Raw genomic sequence first — 21,142 nt, 5'->3', positions numbered from 1 at the left:
AATTGTCTTTTTTATGATCGGGCAGCAGTCGATCGTCGGTCGTCAGGAGATAGGAGACAGGAGATTATTTTATTTATTCTCCCCACACCCCACACCCCACACCCCACACCCCACTGATAACTGATATGTTTATCATCGAAAGTTTAAAAATGGCCGTCTCCACCCTAAGGGCCAATAAAGTGCGTAGCGGCCTGACCATGTTAGGAATTATCATCGGTAACGCTTCGGTGGTGGCCATGATCGGTATTGGCCAAGGGGCGCAAACCTTAGCCAATGACCAGTTTGCTAACTTGGGACCCAATACCATTTTTGTGGTGCCGGGGTCGCGACAAGCACGCAATACCACCGTTGATTTACCGAAAACCCTGGTTTTAGCTGATGCTCAGGCGATCGCCAAACAAGTTCCCACCGTCGCCGAAGTCGCCCCGGAAATAAACGCTCGTTTCCTGATTTCCTATCGTAATCGCAACATGACGGCTCTAGTGACGGGAAGCACCCCAGAATACGCTTCTGTCCGCAATTTTACCCTAGAAAAAGGTCGTTTTATCAATAATATCGATCTAGCCCGCAACAAACGGGTAACGGTAATCGGCCGTGAAGTGGCAGCGCAACTTTTCCCCACCCAAAATCCCCTCGGTCAACAGCTGCGGATCAAAAATCTCAGTTTTGAGGTGATCGGGATTTTAGAGGCGAAAGGCTCCTTTTTTGGCAATAATCAGGATGAAATGCTGATTATTCCCCTTAGCACCATGAACTCGCAACTGGTGGGCAAAACCTCTGCCTACGGTGTCGAGTTGAGTTGGATTAGTCTCACCGCGCGATCGGGGGAGGAAATCCGCGCCGCTAAGTTCCAAATCCAGAATCTTCTGCGTTTACGCCATAAAATAGTCGCTGAGGATGATTTTCGCGTCGAAACTGCTAAACAGATGATCGAAATCTTCGGCACGATTACCCAGGGTCTAACCCTACTTTTGGCTCTAATCGCCGGTATTTCCCTAATTGTCGGTGGTATCGGGGTGATGAATATTATGCTCGTTTCGGTTTCGGAAAGAACTGGGGAAATCGGACTAAGAAAAGCGATCGGAGCCAGAGAACAGGATATTCTCTTACAATTCCTGATTGAATCAACTCTCGTTTCCATCGCTGGCGGTGCGCTTGGTATTCTCGTCGGTGCGGGAGCGATCGTTCTTGTCTCCAGTTTCTCCCCCCTGGCTGCCACTGTTTCCGCCAGCGCCGTCGCCCTGTCTTTGAGCGTTTCCACGGGTATTGGTCTCTTTTTCGGCGTTTTTCCCGCCTATCGTGCCTCTAAATTGGAACCGATTGTCGCTCTCAGAAGTGTATAATTTTTTAAGTTTTTTCGGGGACGTTTTTGGCAAGGATTGCTTTTATAGCTAAGTTGGGGTTTAATGTGTGGGACGGATTTTATAATCCCGATAACGACGATAATCATTGAGGATGCGATCGTGATCAAAGCATAAAGGTTGGGGGAATTCCCAGAGATGAAAAATCCCGACTTTTTTGGCATCATCGGCAGCGATCGGTTTGCCTTTTGCCGTGGCGATAAAAACGATACTAATGGTGTGTTGACGTGCATCGCGGTTAGGATCGGAATAGACGTGAAATTGCTCGATTAACTGCACCTGCAAGCTGATTTCCTCGTAAGCTTCCCGAATGGCCGCCGTTTCCACTGATTCGCCGTAGTCCACGAATCCCCCCGGAATTGCCCAACCAAAAGGCGGATTTTTTCTCTCAATTAGTACGATCGGACGATGGGGCGAGTCGATCAGTTCGATGATAACATCAACAGTAGGGGCAGGATTGCGATAGGTTGTCATTTTTTTCAGTTATCAGTGAACAGTTAAGTAAGTAGTTATAATTAAATTGAAGATAGATTTTGCCTCTGATCCCCCCTGCCCCCCTTGATAAGGGGGGTGCCGATAGGCGGGGGGATCCCCCCTGCCCCCCTTGATAAGGGGGGATCAGACAACTTTTAACACCTACCTACTTATCAGTAATCGGTCAATAATTTCATTTAAGACTCATAACCTTAAAATCGAATCCTTTCTAACCAGTCACTGATCAGGGATCACTAATAAGGAGGGGAATAAAAGTTGTTAGAAAATGCCAAGAAAATTACGGTGATAGGTGGGGGAATTTGGGGACAAACTCTCGCTAATTTGGCTAGACGTAATTACTTAACTGTTAGGGTTTGGTCGCGTCATAGTGGGGAAGATTTAGGGGCTATTATAGCAGATACTGACGTAATTATTTCAGCAGTTTCGATTAAAGGCGTTTCCCCAACGATCAAAAAATTACAGCAATTATCATTAAATTCTCGCACCATTATCGTCACCGCTACCAAGGGATTAGATCCGATCACCACTCGTACCCCTTTTCATCTGTGGAATCAAGCTTTTCCCGCTAATCCCCTTGTGGTTCTTTCCGGTCCTAATTTAGCTAAAGAAATTAATCAAGGTTTACCCGCTGCGACGGTGGTAGCAAGTTATCAGCAAAAAGCAGCAATATTGTTACAAAAATTATTATCTGGCGAATCTTTTCGGGTTTATCTGAATAGCGATCCCTTGGGGACTGAGTTAGGTGGCACTCTTAAAAATGTCATGGCGATCGCTTCTGGGGTTTGTGATGGTTTACAGTTAGGTACTAATGCCAAATCTGCCCTATTAACTCGCGCTTTACCGGAAATAATTCGGGTGGGAACTTGTCTAGGAGGTTGTCAAGAAACTTTCTTCGGTTTATCGGGTTTAGGGGATTTATTAGCTACCTGTAATAGTCCTTTATCCCGCAATTATCAAGTGGGTTATCAATTAGCTTTAGGTTTATCTTTGCCGGAAGTTTTAGCGAAATTAGAGGGAACTGCCGAAGGAATAAATACCACAGAAGTTTTGATGAGAATTGCCCAAGAAAAAAATTTATATGTACCGATTACCTGTCAAGTTGATCGTCTTTTGCGCGGGGAAATTTCTCCCCAAGTTGCCGTTTATGAATTAATGCGTCGGGATTTAAAAGCAGAATTTGATTAAGAGACAAGAGATTTTTTAGTAAGCAGTAAACAGTAATCAGTGGGGGGTTGGGGAGTGGGGAAATGATGCCAAATCTGGTTATAATTCACCTTTACCAGAAACGCTATATTCATTTCAATCATTCCGAAATAACTAAATAAACTTCTAATCCTTTTTGACTTTCTTTGTCAAATTTTAAGCCTATTTCAGAATCTTTTATCTCTCTGATTGGAATTCTTCGGCGAGGGGTATTTTTGCCATTTTTATTAATTTGAATACTTTCAATAATAGCATTTTGACATATTTTTTTATTTTCACTGACTAAAAAAACTTTTTTACCGACTTCTAGTCTTTTATTGGGTTCCTGTGGCTCATCTGATATTTTGATAGCACAGGCTTTTTTTTGTTGATACCAATTGACAATTTCACCGAGCTTTTGAAGCTTTCCTATCTTTTTCTTCCTATCAACAAAGCAATAAAGAACTAATTCAATCATAGCTTGACATATAGCTTCGACAAAATCACATAATTGTAGTAACTCATTGGCATTAAGAACGGTATCTATTTCTTTACCATGAGCAGAATTATTACGAAGTTCTATAAAATTCTTTAATTCATTTTCCACACTACCCCTACTATTATTGTCAATAAAATTCTTAACTTTTTTATGATTTTCTATCCATTGCCAAGAATCAGTTGCAGATATGCCAGCATCGACTAAAAGTCTGGTTAATTGATCTTTTCTCAGATTAGCTTCATGTAACAAAAAAGCAGCTGATGTGAGATTATATTTAGTTGTATTTTTGTATTCAGTATCAAATAAATTTTTGATAATGTCCCTCTCTGAAAGAGAATCGAAGCGATTTCTTTTATTTTCATTGCCCAGTAATGTAGCACAACCAGTCTGATGCTTATTTCTTACAGATTCAGGTAAATCTTGATAGCAACTATATAATTGAGGCAGCAAAATAATCCAATCTCCCACTAGATTTTCGACAAAATTTTCGTAAAGAGCATATAACCTTGTGATAGATGAACAATGATCGTTAACTAGCCACTTGTCTCCTAAAGGAGCATTTGCTTGAAGATATTTTAAGTCTTCTGTGTTGAGTTGTGAAGGATTATCCGCAATAATTTCTCTAAGTTTTTCACTGATATTAATTATTGATCGAATGGTCTTTATCTCATCCTTTAGGTTATTTAAAAGTCCTTCAAACATTCTCAAATACTCTGCTTAAGAACTCGTTGAATCAGAGAATCAAAAATTTGAATACGAGCTTTAATATCATCTTTGGTATCCCCTTCTCCGGTGAAAAGTCCTTTTTTTAATTTTTTATCTTGATGAGTAATTCCCTGGGAATCTTGAGTAAATAAGCTGATAGTTTCTTGAATTATTGCTGATTTTCTAGTAATTAATTCTTGATAATCAGATAAATGGTTGCTGAAACTGATCATCACTGCATCATAGTAAACTTTATAAGCTTTCGATTTATGTGTTTTGGTTTTACTATCGAAAGGCTTAAATAACTGATCCTGATAAATGTTAGATACTAACTCTATAGTTTGGTTAAATACTTGCTCGAACTCTTGGATATTCTCGTCGGAAAAATTAAGACTTTTTTTCATCATATAATTATCCAGATATTTAGATAAATTACCAGTATATTGATCAATATCCCTCAGGGCAAAAAAACGGAGGATTAATTCTACATCTTCCATCTTTTTATAAAATCCATTTTCTTTAAGTTCTTCTTTATCATCAATAGGAATATCCCAAGCTTTAGCAAAAATAGTATTCTCAGAAAGCTTTAATAAAAGTTCATTGAATTTCCCAGAGTAAAGACAGTTTCTTATTTCTTGTCGACTCAAACGTACACCTCCTGTATTGAGGCGTTCAAAAACCAGTTGTTTTAAAGATAAAGCTTCCTCTGGGTCTGATAGAGACTCGGTAATAACAACTATAGTTGAAATGGCTCGTCGATTGATACCATCTTTGATTTTTGCAGGAAGACTTTTATAGGTTCTTCCTTCTAATTCAGGCCAGATCTCTAACCCTGTTAATTTTAATTTGTTATTATAAAAATTCTCAATTGCTGTGATTCTTTGTTGACCATCCATTACTTCATAGGAGTTATAGGAATTTTCACAGAGAATCAGAGGAGGTACGGGAATATTGATCAAAAAAGATTCAATTAGTCTCGATTGTTTTTGTGCGTCCCAGCGATCCCGTCTCTGATAGAAAGGACGCTTTTCCATATAGTTAGGTTTATTTAAAGACTCAGCAAAACTAGGCAACTTTTCTCGATTCATTTCTAATAGTATTCTTCGTTCACCTTGTTCATATTTTTCATTAATTTCATTATCTGATAATTTTTTAACATCCTCTCCGGAACGCTTTTGCCAAGGATTTGTTTTAGTTTGTGAGATTGTCATAATTTCCCACCAGAGGGGTACAAATTGATATGACTGGACTTCCCTCATTCATTTTTAAGCATAGACTGAGGATATATACGAGAATCAAGAGTTATTGGTAATCTTCCCAGATAACTCTCAAAAGTTAATTCTCTTCAATTGGCAACTGGTCACTGATAACTGGTCACTGATAACTGATTAGGATTTTTGGCTAAAATAGGCCTCTAGCGCCTCATTGATGATTTGATTCATCGGCCGTTTTTCCGTTTCCGAAGCTTCCTTGAGACGGACAAACATATCATCGGGGACGCTGACACGGTTTTGATTTTTACGCACGCGTTTGGGTTTTGATTCAGTAGTAGTAGTTTCGGTCATTTTAGGTGTGTAGGTGGCTGAAAATGCTTGTAAAGCAGGGAAATTGACTCGATGACAGAATTCTCCGAAGGTTTCGTTATTTTGTTGATCCTGTTGGAAGTAAACGAAAATCGGTTCTAAGACCTTTTCTAGATCATCGATCGCCATTTTATCCAAATAGGGACGCGCTAGTCGAGTTTGATCGGCTGTTCCCCCTAACCAGAGTTGGTAGGAATTGGGAGCGCTACCCACAAATCCTAATTCTGCCATATAGGGACGCGCGCAGCCATTAGGACATCCTGTCATGCGGATGACAAATTCCTCTTTGCTTAATCCTAAGCGATTAAGCAGGGTGCGAATGCGTTCAATCACGCTGGGTAAAATTCTTTCTGACTCAGTAATCGCTAATCCACAGGTGGGCCAAGCGGGACAGGCCATGGCATAACGAGTTAAAGGGTCAATTTCGGCGGGATTAGTGATAATTCCGTGTTCTTTCAGGATCGCCTCGATCGCTTGCTGATCCTTGGGTTCAATTTCGTAGAGAATGATATTATGGTTAGCCGTCAAGCGCATGGGTAGCTCAAAACGCTCGATAATCACTTTTAAAGCGGTTTTTAGCTGAAAACTGCCTTCATTTTTGACCCGGCCATTCTCCACATGAAGACCAAAAAATAATTTTCCGTCTCCCTGTTCATTCCATCCCAAAAAGTCTTGATATTTCCAATCGGGGAGGGGTTGGTAGGGGGCAATTTTTTGGCCGAAATAACCCTCAACAGTGCTGCGGAATTTTTCTACTCCCCATTCTTCGAGGATATATTTCATTCTCGCATGACGACGATCGCCGCGATCGCCGTAATCTCTTTGAGTTGCCACGATCGCTTTTACCAGATCGTACACATCTTCTTTGTCCACATAACCGATCGCATCGGCCATTCTGGGGAAAGTTTCCTCCTTATTGTGGGTCCTTCCCAGTCCACCCCCCGCAAGGATGTTAAAACCTCGCAATTCCCCGTTTGCATCGGTAATCACCACCAAACCGAGGTCATTGGTGTAGATATCGATGGAGTTGTCTCCCGGCACGGTGACACCGATCTTGAACTTACGGGGCATATAATGTTGACCGTAGATCGGTTCGATGGGATCGTTTTTGTTAATCCCATTTGTATCTTTTTGTCTCGCGGTCTTGACTTCTGGCGCTTCTTCTGCACTGATCACTTTTTCGCCATCGAGCCAAATTTCGTAGTAAGCTCCAGTTTGGGGAGTGAGCAAATCGGCGATATTATTGGCATATTCCCAAGCATAGCCGTATTCGGGGCGATTTTTGTAGGGGGCTGGCGGTGCAGTGACATTGCGGTTAACATCACCACAGGCCGCTAAAGTGGATCCCATACTGCGGATAATTTCCCCGAGGGTAGCTTTGAGATTTTTCTTTAAAATGCCGTGTAATTGGAAGCCTTGGCGAGTTGTCACGCGTAAAGTGCCGTTACCGTAGCGATCGGACAAACTATCGAGGGTAAGATATAGTTGCGCGGGAATAAACCCCCCCGGACTGCGGGTACGCAACATCATTTGATAGTCTTTTTCTTGACCTTTGGCTCTATTGTCGCGATTATCCTGTTGATAGGAACCGTGAAATTTGAGGATCTGCACCGCCGCATCGGTAAAATGGGTTGTATCTTCGAGGAGTTCACTGGCCAAAGGTTCTCGTAGATAATTACTGCGTTCTTTGATACCTTCGACTTTAGAAACCTTGGCGGTAGGAGAAATAGGAGTTGTAACCATCGTCTAACAGCACGATAACCTGTGGATAGGTCTTAGGAATAGGAATTTAGACAAGCTCGATCGATCCTAAGAAGTTTTACTAAGATGATCTCTAGAGTTCGTTCCAGACTCTGAGGTTAACAGTAGCGATCGAGACATTAATTCTATCTTAACTTCTTACCGTCCCCCGCGAACGCCATCTACCGATCAAATTTTTATGACCAATTCTCTTAACATTAAAACGGTTATTAGTCAAGAACCCTACATTATTCTTAACAATCAGGGAGAAATTCTCCCTTCTATTAATCTGAGTCGTCCTAATTATAAATTGGGACGGGATGGTCAACAGGTGGATTTAGTTGTTCCCCAACACTGGACGGTGGTGAGTCGAGTCCAAGCTTGTTTTCGTCGTCAGGGAGATGATTACTATATCTACGATGGAGACGGGACTAATCCTAGTTCCAATCAACTTTTTATCAATAATCGCGTCATTACTCCCAAAGAGGGCTATCTTTTACGAAATGGGGATGAGATTAATATCGGTCAAGATGTCAAAAATTCGGTCAAGATTACCTATTATCATCCTAACCAACAGGTAAAAAGCCCACCTTTAGCTTTTAAATCGGTTTCCCTAAGCAATCGCAGTGTAGTTTTAGGACGAGATAATGCTGCCACTGTGGTTTTAGACGCTCCGACAATTTCCCGACAACACGCGATTATCGATAGCGATAACCAAAATCGTTATATTCTCCACGACAAAAGCACTAATGGAGTCTTTATCGACGGACAAAAAGTATCGGGTAGTGCCATTTTAGCCAACGGTTGTACGGTGAGAATCGGACCCTATAGTTTTCGTTTGCAGGGAGATGAATTGGTTTTATTAGATACAGGGGATAATATCCGTCTGGATGCCGAAAATATCGTCAGGATGGTGCGGGATAAAAAGAAACGACCTTTGATAATTCTCAATCATATCTCCTTACCGATCGAACCGAGTCAATTAGTGGCAATTGTCGGGGGAAGTGGTGCGGGAAAATCGACTTTCTTAAAGACTTTATTAGGAATTGAACCCACCACCTCGGGAACTGTTTATCTGAATGGGGAAGAGCTGCGCCAGAATTTTAATATCTATCGCACCCAAATCGGTTATGTTCCCCAATACGATATCGTTCACAGGGATTTAACCGTGGGAGAAGTGTTATATTACGCTTCTAAATTAAGGCTACCTCCGGATATTAATTGCCAAGAAGTGATCGAGAAAACCCTGCAGCAGGTGGAATTATTAGAAAGAAGAAATACTTTAGTCAAAGACTTAAGCGGTGGTCAATTAAAAAGGGTGAGTATTGCGGTAGAATTATTAGCTAATCCCAAATTATTCTTTTTAGATGAACCCACCTCGGGATTAGACCCCGGTTTAGATAAAAAGATGATGGAATTGCTGGCAAAATTGGCCAAAGAAGGCAGAACAATTCTCCTAGTCACCCATGCTACTAATAATATCAATCTCTGCGATCGATTAGTTTTTCTCGGTCAAGGGGGCAATTTATGTTATTTTGGTTCTCCGGGGGAGGCCTTAAATTTTTTCTCTTTACCTCAGGGGGATTTTGCCGATATTTATATTCATCTGGAAACTAGCGAAAAAGTTGAGCAAGAATGCCAACGTTTCCAAAAATCCGACTACTACAAAAATAATATTGAAGCAAGAATCGGTAAAATATTTCAGCAAAATCATAGTAAACCGCAACAGGTTCAACAATCTTTTTGGTCGCAACTACAGGTTTTATGTCAACGCTATAGCCAGTTAATTATCCGTGATCAATTTAGTTTAATTTTATACCTATTAACCGCCCCGATCGGAATTTTTTTAATGGCCATGGTTTTAGGGGACAAAGATCCTTTATTTTTGAGAGATAATCCCAGTTTTGATCAGGCTATCGAATCGGCAACTTTAGCCTTAAAAACTCTCTTTGTTTTTACCTGCGCGGAATTGTGGGTAGGTTTTGCCTGTTCCCTACAGGAAATTGTCAAAGAATCAGCCATTTATCAGCGAGAAAGATTAGTTAATCTGGGATTATTACCCTATTTATTCTCAAAAATTCTGGTTTTAGCAGCCTTAGTTTTTCTGCAAACAATTGTAATTACCTGCGTGATATTTTGGGGATTTACTGACCCGCAACCGGAATTAATGACCTGGTTAATTGGTTGTTTTATTACCACATTTTTAACTATATTTGCGGCGATTAATCTCGGTTTATTAATTTCTGCTGGGGTTAATAACATCACCCAAGCAAATAGCGCCTTACCTTTAATTTTAATCCCTCAGATTATCTTTGCTGGGGTATTATTTAGCTTAGAAGGTCTGGGGAAATATCTATCATGGTTGATGATTAGTCGCTGGTCAATTGCTGCCTACGGGGTATTAGTAGAGGTGGAAGCTATGATTGCAGAAGCGAAAGAACAAAATACTTTTAATATCCCTTTACCCTTTGAGGATGTCAATCAAGTTTATCAATTATCTATCAATAATTTGTTATTGAATTGGGGAGTTTTAATTCTTCATTCCCTTATTTATTTTCTCCTTACCTATTGGTTGCAAAAAAGAAAAGATATTTTATGATCTAAATTATGAATGATAAATGATAAGTAGGGAGGCACAATTATTGGTAGGATGGGTTAGCGGTAGCGTAACATAATCGGGGGTTGGGTTTCATGCTTCAACCGAACCTACATTCTAAATTATAACTGATAACTGATAACTGATAACTGACTCCTAACCCTACTTAATTTAACTTCAGATCAAGAGCGATCGGACATTCCACTTTCGTTCCCCCTAAACCGCAGTAACCGCCGGGGTTTTTCGCTAAATACTGCTGATGATAAACTTCAGCATAATAAAATTCAGGTGCGTCGATAATTTCCGTGGTAATTTGACCATGGCCCGCTTTATTGAGAGCTTCTTGATAGATCGATCGAGATTTTTCCGCTAATTGCTTTTGCTGGGGACTATAGGTATAGATACCCGATCGATACTGAGTTCCCGTATCATTACCCTGACGCATTCCTTGGGTGGGATTATGACTTTCCCAGAAAACCTTTAACAGTTGTTCGTAGGAAATCACACTGGGATCATAGACCACTAAGACCACTTCATTATGTCCAGTCATGCCGGTACACACTTCCTGATAGGTGGGATTATGGGTGATACCAGCCGCATAACCTACGGCCGTGGTGTAAACACCTTCTAATTGCCAAAATTTGCGCTCTGCTCCCCAAAAACAGCCTAAACCGAACATTGCGCTTTCCATACCGCCAGGGAAGGGGGGCTGCAAAGGATGACCGTTAACGTAGTGGGTGCTAGGTACGGGCATTTTTTCCGATCGCCCGGGTAGTGCTTCCCTTGCTGTGGGCAAAGTTACTTTTTTTCCGAATCCGAATAACACCATAATAAGAATTTGTCCAGAAAGTTTGACTTTACTTTACATTATCGCTTAATTTTAGGGATTTCAGTGATCGGTGATCAGAACTGAGGCTGCAGCTCAATTTTTGTCAATCTACTGAGTTGTGATTTTTAAAGGGAAACTCTCGGCTAAAACTGGGCGTTATTTCCGATTTTATCACTCCATCCCAACCCCAGAGCGTATTAGTTTTTCGGTGGGATGCTTACAGGCATCTGTTCATACACTTGTACAAGTTAAGGCGTTGCTGAATCAAGGTATGAATGCCAACTGTGCATCAGATGCAAAAGTTAGTTTGGCTCTAGGTTTTAAAAATACCAGAAAAGAAGATTCATCTCTCAAATCACCAACAGCCCAGTTTAATAACTGGACTTCCCCCATACAGAAATACAGAACTGTTGAATGATAGCTTAATAAAGCAAAAAAGCAGCTAAAATATGATATTATAGTCGCATCTAACTGATAATTATTATTATCATGATGCTAAAGCCTTTTGCGGGAATTGTCAAGACAATCTTAAAAAGACTACCGAAAAATGACTATCCCGTTCTCAATACAAGGCTCTTTGTACTTATCTGGCTTCATCTAATTTTCGATAAAAGTCTCGGCAGCTTACGAGATTTGTTTTTTCGACTAAATCATCAAGGGATAGCTGTGGACTTATCTACTTTCTCTAAAGCCAGTAAAAACCGAGATTATCAAGCATTTAATCAGATTTATTTAAGCTTAAATCACGAACTAATATATGCTATCGATTCAACGTCTCGACTTTTCGGCTTAGATCAGAGTCCACTTCGCTCGACTTTGACCAGCAAATTGTTTTGGATGTCGGCCTATCATCAGATGAAATTAGTGATGCTCCTAGATACTGAAACTGGTTCTATATTAATCGTATATTAGATTTTACAGTTTAGGCAAATTCCTCAAATATATGGGAATACTTTACTTAATAAACTGCGCTATGTTAACTTAATTTTATCCCAAGAGGGAAATTTAATCTCTCTAAGCGAACGCCTGTTCTCATTAGTTTGTATGTAAAGTTTTATGTACAAATTCAACATTTCTGCTACAGATAATTCAGTATTTTTGCTTATTGATTTGGCGCAAGCGAATGATTAAGATATGGTGTATGAAGCGTTCAAGACTTTTACCACTATGCCTATTACACCATTGAATTTGTTGTGGTCTCAAAACCTATTAATGGTTCAAGACAATAAAGATAACTTTCTCTATGAAAATGCAAAAACTGCATTTTCACCACTCTGGTCTCCTAACTTCAGATCTCGCTTTAAAGATATACTTTTCTCAGCCACTTGGACGACCAATACACCTTACACACCGATCGCAGGCAATTCACTTGGTGGCGTTAACTCCGTAGCCCCATATACTGCTGCCGTAAACGATACCGTTATTAGAACTCTTGATTCCACAGAAAAAGGGTTACTTATACACACATCACAAAATGGCTTTGGCTCAGTGAATCCAAATCTCTGGGAACCAACAGATATAGCCAATACCAGTCCATTTGTTCCTATAAATAGCTTAAACCCTAGTGCATTTACCTTTGCAGAAGCCCTAGGAAACGCAAGTTTTGGCAACCTATCTCTAAGCTATTTTCTAGCAGAAGATACATTCCGGGGCATATCGGTAAACCTGGGCAGGATATCTCGCCGTCCCAGTTCATCTGCTAAAGTTACCTTGGTCTGGACGGGAACACCTAGCACTACTGATACAGACGCCAACTTAGATGTTTATCTACAAGGAACGACCACAGGCACGATTTATACTGCGTTTAATGCCGCATGGTTTGGTGGGTCTAGCTTTGTCGGCACTGACGCTGTTGCTGGTGGCGCTGGCGTGGATTTGATCACTGGCGCTGGTGCTGTAGAGTACATAGAGCAAATTTATCTTCCATCGTGGAGTATTTCCCCGTGGGACACCAGTTTTAATGTTTTCGTTAATGGTACACTCGGCTCTGCTCCGGTTTCTACAGGTCAAGATTTCTCGATCTTTTTTACCTCCCGCCCGGTAGTTGGTCAAGGCCACGGCTGGGGTGATGTGCATCTTTCTACCTTTGATGGCAAACCCTATGATTTGCAAGCAGTTGGAACGTTCATTTATGTCAAGTCTCTAACTGATGATTTTCAAGTGCAAACCGTTCAAAAACCTTGGTACACAGGTGCTCAAGTTTCTGTTAATACAGCCTTTGCGATCAGACTAGACGGCAAAACTTTTGTTTATGATTCAGAGCTTGCCATTGGCCAAGAATTAAAAGTTGATGGAGCAACGTATAATCTAAGCAGTGGCGGCAGTGCATTGTTTGGTAACACGAGAATCCAGCGATCAGGGAATCAGTACACCTTCACCTATGCCGGACTAGACGGTAATTTCTCCACAGCCGAGGACAACGATGTCGTCATCGCCTCGGACAATGGAAGCTACGTTGATGTTTTTGTCAATCCTTCTGATGATCGCGCTGGCTCGCTACAAGGGCTTTTAGGTAATGGCGATGGTGATAGCAGCAATGATTTTGCTCTGCGTGATGGCACAAACTTAGGTCCTAATCCCTCTGTTCAAACAATACATACAACGTTTGCCGACAGTTGGCGAGTTGGCAAGGGCGAATCTCTGTTTCAAACAACCACATTTTTGACTACATTGACCAAGTCCACAACTGTATCATCTATAGATATTTCACCGATAGATATTATAGAGCCTACACCTGATCCCGAGCCTGTCCCTTTTCCCAAGGAGTTTATTTCCTTAGAAACCCTAGCGAAAGAAAATCCCGACGCAGTGGCAAACGCCTTCGCAATAGCACGAGAATTTGGTATTGTGGAAGGTGCGTTTTTGAATGGGGCGGCTTTTGATTTTCTGGTGACGGGGGATAAAACCTTCTTGCTGGGAGCAAAGCAGGCAGCGGACTTGGCACTGCAAAGTGAATTTCAAAATGGAAACATAGCAACTCTACTTCAAAGCGCAGCTCCACTTGGAAGCATCGAAGGCAGTAAATGGGAAGATTTAAATGCCAATGGCATCTGGGATGCAGGTGAAAAAGCCCTAGCCGGTTGGACAATTTACATTGATAGTGTTGCCAATGGAACACTAGATCCTTGGGAACTTTCCACAGTTACTGACGCTAACGGCAAATACAGCTTTACCAACTTGGGACCGGGAGAATATGCCATCCGAGAAGTGAATCAAACAGGCTGGCTCCAAACCTCCCCTAGCACCCCCTACGCTTTGATCTTGAAAGTAGGGGAAAAATTGACTGATGTTAATTTTGGCAACTATCAATTACCCACGATTACACTTAACCCCAGGAGTCAGACCATTGTTGAGGGTTTGACCACTTCTCAAAATGCCCCCTACACCGTCACTCTTTCCCAAGCAAGCAACCAAACCGTCAGCGTTAACTATGCTACTGCTAACGGTACAGCAACCGCGGGATCGGATTACACCGACACCATTGGAACTCTAACCTTTGCCCCTAATGTTACTAGTCAAGTCATCAATATTCCCATTCTCAATGATTCCCTTAATGAAGCAGATGAGACCTTTACTCTAACTCTGTCTTCCCCTACTAATGCTGCTCTTGGTACGCAGACGGCAGCTACCACGACGATAACCGATACTCTCACAGCCGCTGTCACCACGACTTTACCCGCAAATGTGGAAAACCTGACACTGACGGGAGCAGCCGCCATTAACGGTACTGGTAACGCAGGTAATAACGTGATCACGGGCAACACGGCCAATAACCTTCTCAACGGTTCTGGGGGCAATGATACCCTTAATGGTGGTGCTGGACTCGATACCTTGACGGGGGGAGCAGGAAACGATGTCTTCCTCTTCCAATTTTCCCAATCTACTGTCGCTAACCCTGACCGGATCACTGATTTTGCGATCAACTCCGACAAAATTGATTTGCTCAGTGCCACAGGAGGTGTGCTGCCTGCCCCCGCTGCCTTTAGTCGTGCTGCCAATTCTGCGGCTACCACTTTAACCAATGTCGTGAATGCTGTTTTTACCGATGCCAATGGTGCCTTAGCTGGAAACCAAGCACTTGGTATTAATGGCGCGGCCCTGGTCCAAGTAACCACTGCTGGGATAGCCGGAAACTATATTATTGTCAATGATAATGTTGCTGGTTTCCAAAGTGCCAATGACTTACTGGTTAACGTTACAGGCATTATCGGCACATTACCCGCTCTCGGTAATATCCCTGTTTCCAACTTCTTTGTTTAGTGGATTCCTGATGGGGTGACAAGAATATTCTCAAGCTGGCGTGTTAGGGGTCGGGAATGGAGTCGCCTCCATCCCCCCCCCTTCAGAACCGTGCATGAGACTTTCACCTCACAGGGACCCTAGTTTGATTGTTCCATTGTTAGGGATACAACTTCTCTTAGGCGCTTGGGTAATGCCCGAAGCCTGCCCTCTGCCCCCTGCCTCCGTTAAAATTAACCAAAGTGAGGCATAAGAGTCAAAACTCCCAAGTCTAAATCTTTACTATCGATCGATTTTGCCTCGTAGAGGGCTAACATATCGTTTAATTGGGGATTACCGCAGGAGGAACCCGTTACCCCCATGGCAATAATCAAACCACAATAACCCTCGGTATTTTTGATGCGTTTTTGCCAATTGCGGCGAGCATTACGGTGGTCGGGATCATCTTGCTCGAATTCCCCAAAGAGATAGAGGTCCCCATTAGCCATTTTCAGAATCCCCAGATCATAACGGGTATCTTCTAGGGGATCTTCGCCGGGGTTAAAACCAATAGCCTCCAAACCGCCAGCTTGTTCGATTTTTTCGATAATTTCCTTGGCTTTCGGTCGGGAGGTCTGGATCATCACCACGGGGAAACCCTCCCCTTTTGTGGGTACGGATTGGGGTTGATAATGGATTTTCGGACGACTGCGAATTTTATCTAATAATTGCCAGGGAACCATTCCCAGACTCAGATGTGCATTATCAGGGACTAGATTTTCCTTGAGTACGGATTCTTCCTCATCATCATCCTCATCGTCGTCCTCCTCCTCTAAGAGTTGCATAAATTCCGCACATAGATCGGGCATCGTAGCCACCGTCACGGCCACGGTTTCCCCTTTTGCTTGTTCGGGATCGAGGGGAATGCGAAAACGACGCTGTAATTCTCCGATCGGTTCTTCGGATAAAGCGGATTGATTGCCTTTAAAAAAGCGCAACAGAGCTATTAAAGCCAAATATACCGTGATGGCTTCTTCTTCATCCAAGTAGGGGCGAATACCTTCGTAGGGATGCACGCTGCCGAAAACTGGATGAATCTGGGAAGGGGCAGCCGAGGCCAGATCGTAGTCATCCTCATCATCGTCCTCATCATCATCGGCCAATTCGTAGCTTAAAAACCAGCAATCTTGGGAAAGAAAGGCTTTTTCTAATCTTTCCATCGATTTTTCTTCTAAAGCGGCCTGCCGGAATTGTTTGAGGGATACTAGGGAACGATAGAGAATGACTCCGTATTCCCGACCGAGCATTCCCATGATACAGGCGTAAAGATTCGGGAAATCGGGGCGATCGATCTTAATTTCCAAGATATCGTAATCAGCCAAAGAGGACCAGGGTTCAGCTTTCCAAATTTCGTGAGCAGTTTTCACTAAAGCGGACTGCCAAGCGGGGGGAATTGCCGGGGGACGGTTATTTTGGAACTCCTCGAACCCACGAAAGAGATCATCGATCAGGGGCAAATTGGGGACATAATCGATGGTGATATCGAGATCTTGTAGTACCCCACGCAGAAAAAACTGTGTTTCTCGATCGCGGACGATAATTTTTTTCGGTCTCGCTGGCCGGGCGGGACTTTGCGGTGTTTCGATGGCGCGGATTAAGGTTCTCACCATGGCCTCTGGTCCGGTTTCGGGGGAAACTACTTCCATAGCGCGTACACAGCCCTCGCTGCCGTCCACCCAGATCACGCACTCGCCACCGCTTTCTTGATTTGGTTCTAGGGTGGCCCGGGGCATTCTCTCGGATAAGGATAAAGCACGACGATCTCCTTCCCAAACGCTGGGAATTTGTGGGATTTTTTTGAGGCGGCTTTGGGTCGTCCGGGGCAGAAGATTCATCGGGAAATTTAGGGGTAGCTGTGTTAGGATTTTAACCTTTTCTTTTCAAGGATTCCATAAGAATTATTCTATCGATTTAGTCCATAACCTGATAGATAAACCGGAAACCTGACCAAGTTCCCAGATCAAAGGCGTATTCATCAATTACACTGCCAGAATTATCCATTTTTAAGCCTAAATCTAATTTTAGATCGGTCCAGAAAGCTCTGGCTATTTCTAGGGGGTTAGTCAGGGTGAGCAGTGGGCTGGCTTCTCCCTTGAGGCTTTGAGTGGCATTGAGAAGGGTCAAGGTTTTCGGGAAAGGATGGCGACTGAGGATCAGTATATTCTCTCTGATGCCCTTGGGTTGACTAATTTTCCAATGCCCTTGGCCGGAATTGGGGATGGTGGCCTTGGTTTTGGCCGCCACGACAAAGGGGGCTAATGGGCTAGAATTGCTGAAATTATCGGGGTTTTCCGGACGGGAACAGTATAAAAGCGGTTGGCGATCGCTGTTGAGGACAAGGATCATTGCGTAGAGGGGTTGTTCTTCTTGATTCTCAATTTGATAGCGAATTTCCGTCCCGACGGGCAGAATTAAGTCATTTTTAGCGGTATTAGTCCCCCTGCTACCCACAATTTTTTGGGTTTGTACCGTGGAGATATAGGTTTGATCGAGGCTTTCTAGGGTGACAATGACGGCTAAACCAGAGGATTCTTGATTGATCAACAAGTGCCACAATTTGCAGGCCAGCAGGGTTTCTAGTTGGGATTGCAGTCGTTTGATTCCTGATTTAATTGCTTCGTTGGCCGCCCCTAAACTACCGATAATTAGGGAGCCATTGGCAGATAATAACTGATAATTGCCAGTTTCTTCGCTACCAACTCGACTTAAGAGACAATCTACCGTTTGTTCACCAATGTTAACCACGGCGGCCACATCGGGCAAACCGGCAAAGGTGCTGGTGGCATCTACCCGTTCAATCCGGGTTAAATTACTATCCAAACCGACGATTAAACCGATTTGACTGGGAAAAACCCGCAATTTTTCCTGTAGAATCTGTCCTATTTCTAGGGAAGCAGCCGGGGATAATAATTGCGCTTTCGCTTTTAAACCCTGACGGGAGAGAATTTGTAGGCTGATTTCCTCCCCAGTCGCCTCAATAAAGCTCAAACAGGAGTTAATTCCGTAATTTTCCAGGATTTCTAAGGGCAGGCCCACCAGATTGACTTCTAGGGTGCGTTCATCAATAAGATTTGTAACAATTGCCGCCCCACCCCTTGACGTTTCTGACGTTGTATGATAGGGCGGGGCAGAATTATTTTTTTGATTACTGGTCAGGATTGCCGGTTGCTGTTGTTGACTGCTGTGACTAGCGACGAGATTACGGAGATGGGGAAAAGCGATCGCAATTGTCGGACTGGGGCAAGCTTGCCAGAGATACTGGGTGAGATCATAGGTGAATAAGCCAGCATTGGGGCTATTACCGCTCAATTCCAGGGCGATTTGCTCCGGTTTAGCGGCAGCGAGAATAACGCCGTTACTAGGCTTATTTTTGAGGTTAAAACGGGTTTTAATATCGGCAGCGAAAGTTAACTCGGCGGGGTTAAGATTAGTAAGGCTTTCGGGATAGGAACGAACGCGGAGATTACCGAGATAGGGCTGAGGTTGGGGGAGATGACTACTATCAAAAACCAAGCTAAACTTATCCGTAGCTAGACAGCGAGCCATCAGCAGGATATTTTCCTTAAGTAAAGCATTTTCTGCCCCATCAGCAGTAATAAAAACCTCTTTTCGGTCCCCAAGACTGCCATAACCGCTAAAGTGAAAAATGACCACATCCCCCAACCTGGCTTGGGCGATCAGGTGTTCTAAAAAAGCCGATTTGATCGCTTCTCCACTGGCTTTTTGTCCCGTTAAAGTCACTATATCAGCATCCTGAAAACCAAAACGATAACGGAGAAGGTCTTTTTGTAACTCCACATCGGTAAGACAGCCGGGCAGCGGCGGAATATTCGCCCCATACTGGTCAATACCGACTAAAAGAGCCAATTTTCGGGGATTAGGGGCGGCGAGAGCAGCCAAATGACGGTTAACTGTCCCTTGACTAATCGCCAAAGTCAGCAACCCCCAACCTGTCTGCTGGATCAATTCTCGCCTAGTTATGTTCATGATCCTTGCATAGCCCGGATTAATTCGGCAGCCACTTCTGGACGGGAGAATTCCGGAGGTGGTAATTCTCCTTTACGCAGCAGTTCCCGGACTTTGGTTCCCGAAAGGTGGATTCTTTCTTCCGGTAAACTGGGGCTAGTTTTGGTGGTTGCCATTCCCGAAGTGCGGGTACAGTAGAAAGCGTGTTCAAACTTCATTGGCACGATTCCCAATTCCCCAGGCTCGAACTCATCAAAGATATACTGAGCATCGTAGGTTCCGTAGTAGTCCCCGACTCCGGCATGGTCACGACCGACGATAAAATGGGTACAACCGTAGTTTTTACGGATAATAGCGTGGAAAATTGCTTCCCGGGGGCCCGCATAACGCATAGCTGAGGGGTTGATAGCTAGAATAACGCGATCTTGGGGGAAGTATTTATCCATCATGATCTCATAGCAACGCATCCGCACATCGGCCGGTACATCATCGCTTTTGGTAGCGCCGACAAGGGGATGCAAGAATAAACCATCTACCACTTCTAGGGCGCATTTTTGAATGTATTCGTGGGCCCGGTGGATGGGATTACGGGTTTGGAAACCGACAATGGTTTTCCAAGCTTTTTCGTGGAACATTTTGCGCGATTGCAGAGGATCGATCTGATATTTGGGAAACTGGGGATGAGGATCGCGCTGAAGTAACCAAATCGGACCTGCGAGGTTAATTTCTCCCTGTTCGTAGAGGACTTTTACCCCGGGGTGTTTCTGGTCGTCGGTACGATAGACGTTAACTGCTTCGTGGGCCTTATTGTAACGGTATTTTTGGGTTAGTTCTAGGACTCCGACAAAGTTGCCTTCGCTGTCATCTAAACGAATCCAGTTGCCTTCTTTGAGGGGATCCGCCACTTCTTCGCTAACGGAAAGAGTCACGGGAATTGCCCAGGGTAAACCATTGATTAGACGCATATCATCGACGACTTTTTCGTAGTCGTCCTGTTCCATAAAGCCTTTGAGGGGACTGAAACCACCAATAGCAATCATAACTAAATCCGAGAGCGCTCGTTCATCTAAGGAAACTCGCGGTAGTTTTTCAGCTAGGGCCAGAAATTCGGCTTTTTCGGCAGCGGTAGCAATACGATTAATTAATTGCCCACCGTGGGGCGCGATTCCTTCGGTCAGTACAGTCATAAAAATTTCTTTACATTGTCACGGTTTATCCTATCAGAAGTTGGTTAAAGCTCTATGGGATTCCAATAAAAAGGCTTGTACTGAAACAGTACAAGCTCTTACCTTAGATTGAAAAATTTAGATATTAGGCAATTACACTGAAGTTGCTTTGGTTGACTGTGGCCAGAGTGGTAGAGGTAGAACTTAAGGTGGCCAGAAGGTTAGCACCTGTACCGAATACGGTGGTATCAAAAGCATTATTGGTGTACCACACCTGTACCCCAGCAGCCGTGCCAACACCCAAAATTGCTGCATTAGAGGATGCCCCAGCAGAAAGGGCGGCAGCGGCGGCAGCAACCAGGGAGTTACCTTCACCGTAGCGACGAGCCGAGAGGCTACCGCGAGATAATCCCGCAAAACCAGAAGATCTTAAGTGAATTCGATCAATAGAGATAAAATCAGTGATCAAATCTGCTCCTTCAGAAGGCGAATTGTAGATGTAAGTGTTAGTCCCTGTTCCTCCAGTGAGAGTATCTGCCCCAGCACCACCCACAAGAGTATCGTTACCGCCACCAGCACTGATTACATCATCCCCGCTACTACCGTTGAGAATGTTGGCTTGAAAATCGCCAATAATTGTATCATTGCCGCTAGTCCCGATGACATCATCAAAATTGAGAAAAGTCCGATTGATGGTGGGAAAAGGACCAAAAACAGAAGCCGCACCCGTGGAGAGATTGAT

General features: G+C 43.4%; 13 protein-coding genes and 1 pseudogene. 5 read left to right on the top strand and 9 right to left on the bottom strand.

Annotated features, from left to right (window positions below; all coding sequences use genetic code 11):
- The first annotated feature begins 125 nt into the window (after positions 1-125).
- Entirely contained in the window at positions 126-1,343 is a 1,218-nt protein-coding gene (locus IM507_RS16645; RefSeq protein ID WP_069475614.1) for an ABC transporter permease, read from the top strand.
- 60 nt (positions 1,344-1,403) lie between these two features.
- Here IM507_RS16645 and IM507_RS16640 read toward each other — a convergent pair whose 3' ends face one another.
- Positions 1,404-1,835, bottom strand: coding sequence for an NUDIX domain-containing protein (locus tag IM507_RS16640; protein ID WP_123231043.1), 432 nt, complete (start codon positions 1,833-1,835; stop codon positions 1,404-1,406).
- 276 nt (positions 1,836-2,111) lie between these two features.
- Here IM507_RS16640 and IM507_RS16635 point away from each other — a divergent pair, with 276 nt between their 5' ends.
- Entirely contained in the window at positions 2,112-3,041 is a 930-nt protein-coding gene (locus IM507_RS16635) for an NAD(P)H-dependent glycerol-3-phosphate dehydrogenase (RefSeq protein WP_123231044.1), read from the top strand.
- A 118-nt stretch (positions 3,042-3,159) separates the two neighbouring features.
- Here IM507_RS16635 and IM507_RS16630 read toward each other — a convergent pair whose 3' ends face one another.
- The 3 genes from IM507_RS16630 to sir form a co-directional block, all read right to left on the bottom strand.
- Positions 3,160-4,239: an MAE_28990/MAE_18760 family HEPN-like nuclease gene (locus tag IM507_RS16630; RefSeq protein ID WP_069475616.1), complete on the bottom strand. Its 1,080-nt coding sequence runs from the start codon at positions 4,237-4,239 to the stop codon at positions 3,160-3,162.
- 2 nt (positions 4,240-4,241) lie between these two features.
- Positions 4,242-5,501 (bottom strand): DUF262 domain-containing protein, encoded by a 1,260-nt coding sequence (locus IM507_RS16625; RefSeq protein WP_069475617.1) that lies wholly within the window; start codon positions 5,499-5,501, stop codon positions 4,242-4,244.
- Positions 5,502-5,630: 129 nt separating this feature from the next.
- Positions 5,631-7,568: a sulfite reductase, ferredoxin dependent gene (gene sir, locus IM507_RS16620; protein WP_287637365.1), complete on the bottom strand. Its 1,938-nt coding sequence runs from the start codon at positions 7,566-7,568 to the stop codon at positions 5,631-5,633.
- A 196-nt stretch (positions 7,569-7,764) separates the two neighbouring features.
- Between sir and IM507_RS16615 the strand changes: the two genes are divergently transcribed.
- A complete protein-coding gene (locus tag IM507_RS16615) occupies positions 7,765-10,164 on the top strand; it encodes an FHA domain-containing protein (protein WP_069475619.1) in 2,400 nt (799 codons plus the stop codon).
- 163 nt (positions 10,165-10,327) lie between these two features.
- Here IM507_RS16615 and msrA read toward each other — a convergent pair whose 3' ends face one another.
- Entirely contained in the window at positions 10,328-10,990 is a 663-nt protein-coding gene (gene msrA / locus IM507_RS16610; protein WP_069475620.1) for a peptide-methionine (S)-S-oxide reductase MsrA, read from the bottom strand.
- Positions 10,991-11,482: 492 nt separating this feature from the next.
- Between msrA and IM507_RS16605 the strand changes: the two genes are divergently transcribed.
- Together IM507_RS16605 and IM507_RS16600 are read left to right on the top strand one after the other, a co-directional pair.
- Entirely contained in the window at positions 11,483-11,902 is a 420-nt protein-coding gene (locus tag IM507_RS16605) for a hypothetical protein (RefSeq protein WP_287637364.1), read from the top strand.
- A 255-nt stretch (positions 11,903-12,157) separates the two neighbouring features.
- The gene (locus IM507_RS16600; protein WP_152416255.1) at positions 12,158-15,250 is read left to right on the top strand and encodes a Calx-beta domain-containing protein; all 3,093 of its coding nucleotides are present in this window, start codon (positions 12,158-12,160) and stop codon (positions 15,248-15,250) included.
- A 212-nt stretch (positions 15,251-15,462) separates the two neighbouring features.
- Here the strand turns inward: IM507_RS16600 and IM507_RS16595 are convergent, their stop codons facing one another.
- The 4 genes and pseudogenes from IM507_RS16595 to IM507_RS16580 all read right to left on the bottom strand — a co-directional run.
- Positions 15,463-17,103 carry a DUF6930 domain-containing protein gene (locus IM507_RS16595; RefSeq protein ID WP_069475623.1) on the bottom strand — a complete coding sequence of 547 codons (1,641 nt, stop codon included), beginning with the start codon at positions 17,101-17,103 and terminating at the stop codon, positions 15,463-15,465.
- Positions 17,104-17,179: 76 nt separating this feature from the next.
- Positions 17,180-19,255, bottom strand: a complete 2,076-nt coding sequence (locus tag IM507_RS16590; RefSeq protein WP_287637363.1) for a caspase family protein — start codon at positions 19,253-19,255, stop codon at positions 17,180-17,182.
- Positions 19,252-20,421 carry a sulfate adenylyltransferase gene (gene sat / locus IM507_RS16585; RefSeq protein WP_002739877.1) on the bottom strand — a complete coding sequence of 390 codons (1,170 nt, stop codon included), beginning with the start codon at positions 20,419-20,421 and terminating at the stop codon, positions 19,252-19,254. The genes IM507_RS16590 and sat overlap by 4 nt, the downstream gene beginning before the upstream one ends.
- Positions 20,422-20,545: 124 nt before the next feature.
- A pseudogene (locus tag IM507_RS16580) lies at positions 20,546-21,142 on the bottom strand (calcium-binding protein); the annotation flags it as partial.

Origin of the sequence: Microcystis sp. M20BS1, assembly GCF_020245305.1 — a bacterium.
Classification (GTDB): Bacteria; Cyanobacteriota; Cyanobacteriia; order Cyanobacteriales; family Microcystaceae; genus Microcystis; species Microcystis ichthyoblabe_A.
The sequence above is the reverse complement of the archived record's forward strand: the minus strand, read 5'-3'. Positions and strand labels throughout refer to the sequence as shown.

Excerpts from the sequence above, each read along its gene's own strand:
- IM507_RS16645 (WP_069475614.1), top strand. The coding sequence starts at position 126 with ATGTTTATCATCGAAAGTTTAAAAATGGCCGTCTCCACCCTAAGGGCC.
- IM507_RS16640 (WP_123231043.1), bottom strand. The coding sequence starts at position 1,835 with ATGACAACCTATCGCAATCCTGCCCCTACTGTTGATGTTATCATCGAA.
- IM507_RS16630 (WP_069475616.1), bottom strand. The coding sequence starts at position 4,239 with ATGTTTGAAGGACTTTTAAATAACCTAAAGGATGAGATAAAGACCATT.
- IM507_RS16625 (WP_069475617.1), bottom strand. The coding sequence starts at position 5,501 with ATGAGGGAAGTCCAGTCATATCAATTTGTACCCCTCTGGTGGGAAATT.
- sir (WP_287637365.1), bottom strand. The coding sequence starts at position 7,568 with ATGGTTACAACTCCTATTTCTCCTACCGCCAAGGTTTCTAAAGTCGAA.
- IM507_RS16615 (WP_069475619.1), top strand. The coding sequence starts at position 7,765 with ATGACCAATTCTCTTAACATTAAAACGGTTATTAGTCAAGAACCCTAC.
- msrA (WP_069475620.1), bottom strand. The coding sequence starts at position 10,990 with ATGGTGTTATTCGGATTCGGAAAAAAAGTAACTTTGCCCACAGCAAGG.
- IM507_RS16605 (WP_287637364.1), top strand. The coding sequence starts at position 11,483 with ATGCTAAAGCCTTTTGCGGGAATTGTCAAGACAATCTTAAAAAGACTA.
- IM507_RS16600 (WP_152416255.1), top strand. The coding sequence starts at position 12,158 with ATGCCTATTACACCATTGAATTTGTTGTGGTCTCAAAACCTATTAATG.
- IM507_RS16595 (WP_069475623.1), bottom strand. The coding sequence starts at position 17,103 with ATGAATCTTCTGCCCCGGACGACCCAAAGCCGCCTCAAAAAAATCCCA.
- IM507_RS16590 (WP_287637363.1), bottom strand. The coding sequence starts at position 19,255 with ATGAACATAACTAGGCGAGAATTGATCCAGCAGACAGGTTGGGGGTTG.
- sat (WP_002739877.1), bottom strand. The coding sequence starts at position 20,421 with ATGACTGTACTGACCGAAGGAATCGCGCCCCACGGTGGGCAATTAATT.